This is a genomic window from Coprococcus intestinihominis (genome assembly GCF_040096555.1).
GTDB lineage: Bacteria > Bacillota > Clostridia > Lachnospirales > Lachnospiraceae > Coprococcus_A > Coprococcus_A intestinihominis.
This window is the reverse complement of sequence record NZ_JBBMEK010000338.1, coordinates 1-2,955: the sequence shown is the minus strand read 5'-3', so window position 1 is coordinate 2,955 and position 2,955 is coordinate 1. Positions and strand designations below refer to the sequence as shown.

Genomic DNA, 2,955 nt, shown 5'->3' with positions numbered 1-2,955 from the left:
ATCTCAACTACCTTGACAATCAGCGGTAGTCATTAAATGATTGCGAAAGGAGGCATAATTATGCAAGACTACAACACGATTATCGGCTCCATCCAGATGTGTCTGAATGGATGCCAGACCAGGTCCGTTATGGACCGTTACAAGATTGGCTCAGGTACATTAAATCTGATCATGAGCCGATACCATGCCAACGGAATCCCAATCGAGGAACTCCGAATGATGGCACCTAAGGAAGTTGAGTACCTTTTCTATCCGCAGAAAAATCTACAGAGGAAAGATGTCCCGCTTCCAGATTTCCAGTATTACTATGACAGAATCCATGCACCAGGGAGCCGCATGAACATTTCGTTCTGTTGGCTGGATTATAAAGAAAAGAATCCTGATGGTTATGAGAAGTCACAGTTTTACGAATACTTCAACCGATTCATAGCAGAAAACTATGGTAGTCAGAAGGTATCAATGGCCGTAAACCGAATCCCCGGTGAAAAGATGTATATCGACTGGGTCGGCGATCAACCTGAACTGTTAACAGACACTGAAACGGGCGAGATCAAAAAAGTCCATATCTTTGCGACCACGCTGGGAGTCAGCAGCCTGATCTATGCAGAAGCTTTTCCAAACGAGAAACTTCCGTGTTTTATAGAAGGCTGTGCGCATGCAGTTTCTTTTTATGGTGCTGTTGCCAAGTATTTTGTGCCGGATAACCTGAAAACTGCAGTAACCAAGCACACAAAGGATGAACTTATCCTGCAGTCTACATTTGCAGATCTGGAAGATTTCTATGAAACTATAGTTCTTCCACCGCCCGCTAGAAAGCCGAAAGGCAAGCCTACAGTTGAAAATCATGTACGTTATCTTGAAACACATCTGGTTGAGAAATTGAAAGAAAAGATATATGTGTCATTTGAAGACCTGAATGAAGATATCAAAAAAATAGTAGCGGTCCTCAATAAACGACCTTTTCAAGGCAAGGATTTCTCAAGACTGGATGCTTTCGGAAAGTATGACAAACCATGTATGAAACCACTGCCAGGCGGATGTTACACGGCTTGCGACTATAAAGCGGTCTTAAAAGTTCCCAACAACTACCACATCGAGTATGACGGCCACTACTACTCCGTATTGTACTCTTACTGTGGCAAGCCTGCAATCCTGAAGGCAACCGCTTCAGAGATCAGAATCTGTGATCAGTATAATCGGCTGATCTGTACACATAAGCGGTCTTATAGAGAGTTTCCGCTGTATATCACGGTAGATGAACATATGCCGCCAGAACACCTTTATTACAAAGAAGTCAATTCAAAGGATGGTAATTATTACCGCCGCTGGGCTTCTACCATTGGTCCTGCGATGTCAGAACTGATTGACAGGCTCCTTAAATCATCAAAACATGAAGAGCAGTCTTATAATGCCTGTGCAGGTATCCTGCATAAAGTAAAAACAATCCCCAAAGGTGCTGCTGAAGAAGTTGCCCGTAAATGTATAGAGATCAATTCCTGTAAGTATTTTACCTTCAAGCAGATGCTCAAAAAGATGGATGTGAAGGAACTCCCCGAGCATTCACCCGGAACACTGCCCAATCATGAAAATATCAGAGGAAAGGACTACTATAAGCAAGGGTGACGTACTATGGCATACAGATTAAAAGACTATCTTTATAACGATAAACTCACAAAGGAACAGAACCTACTCATGGATCGGCTGTACAAACTTCGCATGTCCGGTATGGCTGAAGCCTTTGAAAAGCAGCTGTTGGAACCAAACACAGGTCTCGAACCATTTGAAGTCCGCTTTGCTGCTATTGTAAATCAGGAATGGGATCAGCGTGAGAGTAAAAAGTTTAAACGTCTCATGAAGAAAGCGACTCTGAAATATCCTGCAGCTGATCTTGACAATTCAATCTATGATCCAGAACGTCAGCTGAATACACACGTCATAGAACTTCTGGCCAAGTGTGATTGGATCGATGAGCCGAATAACCTGCTGATGACCGGAGGGGCCGGTGCTGGGAAAACGCACATCGCCTGCGCCTTATGTATCACAGCAATGCATCAGAACCGTACTGTTAAATACATACGTGCGAATACTCTCTTAAAAGAATCAGATCATGCCAGGCGGGAAGGTACTTACTTTGAGTATTCGAATGAAATGGCAGCTTATGATCTCATGGTGATAGATGATTTCGGATTAATGGATCTGGACATCGAGAAATGCCGCGATTTATTTGAAATCATCGAGTCCAGAGACTGCCGCAAGGCAACTATTATTATCTCACAGATTCCAGTATCTGGATGGTATCAGCTTTTTGGGGATTCCACCTACGCAGATGCCTGCTTAAGCCGAATGACATCCAAGGCATATCGCCTTGAATTTCCTGGCAGGGATCGCAGAATAACCAATAGTAACTAATCAACCTGCTGAGCTTTGCTCAGTTTGAAGCGGAATGGCGCTCCGTTCCTCCGGAACGGATGCGCAGTTCTTACGGAATATGCAAACATGAGCAAAAAAATTGCTGAACTGAATACCATAGTTTTTATATCCTCCTTCAAAATACTTTTAAATCGTGAGTGCCAAAGAGTAATGCGGGACTAAAAAATTGCCCCAGCTCTTTGCGGGTTGAAGTAATTCACTTTAATCCGATTGCGATTTTTTTATAGACTGGAGTTTTTCGCTCCATGGTGCTAATTCTAAAAGTTGTTCATCCATCCAGGTATTATCTAGCCGCCGCTCAAGAACATATTTTAGATATTCATAGATGTTCAGTTTGTGGGCTTTCGCCATTTTGACTATGATATAGACAGCAACACTTGTCCCAGCACCTTTCACCGACTGGCTGAACAGCCAGTTCTTCTTGTTATGTTCTACAGAGCATAACCGCAAGAACTGGGAAATGATCGATACCGTCAATGGAGCCACCAGTTCTGCGATCATCTACAGCATAGCCGAAACAGCGAA

General features: G+C 43.2%; 2 protein-coding genes. Both read left to right on the top strand.

What is annotated here, in order from left to right; translation table 11 throughout:
- The first annotated feature begins 60 nt into the window (after window positions 1–60).
- Complete coding sequence (locus WMO25_RS16755; protein WP_349086291.1) at window positions 61–1,623, top strand: Mu transposase domain-containing protein; 1,563 nt, start codon at window positions 61–63, stop codon at window positions 1,621–1,623.
- Between the two features lie 6 nt (window positions 1,624–1,629).
- Window positions 1,630–2,409: an ATP-binding protein gene (locus WMO25_RS16750; RefSeq protein ID WP_349086290.1), complete on the top strand. Its 780-nt coding sequence runs from the start codon at window positions 1,630–1,632 to the stop codon at window positions 2,407–2,409.
- The last annotated feature ends 546 nt before the right edge of the window (window positions 2,410–2,955 follow it).

Coding starts and splice junctions, on each gene's coding strand:
- WMO25_RS16755 (WP_349086291.1), top strand. CDS start 61: ATGCAAGACTACAACACGATTATCGGCTCCATCCAGATGTGTCTGAAT.
- WMO25_RS16750 (WP_349086290.1), top strand. CDS start 1,630: ATGGCATACAGATTAAAAGACTATCTTTATAACGATAAACTCACAAAG.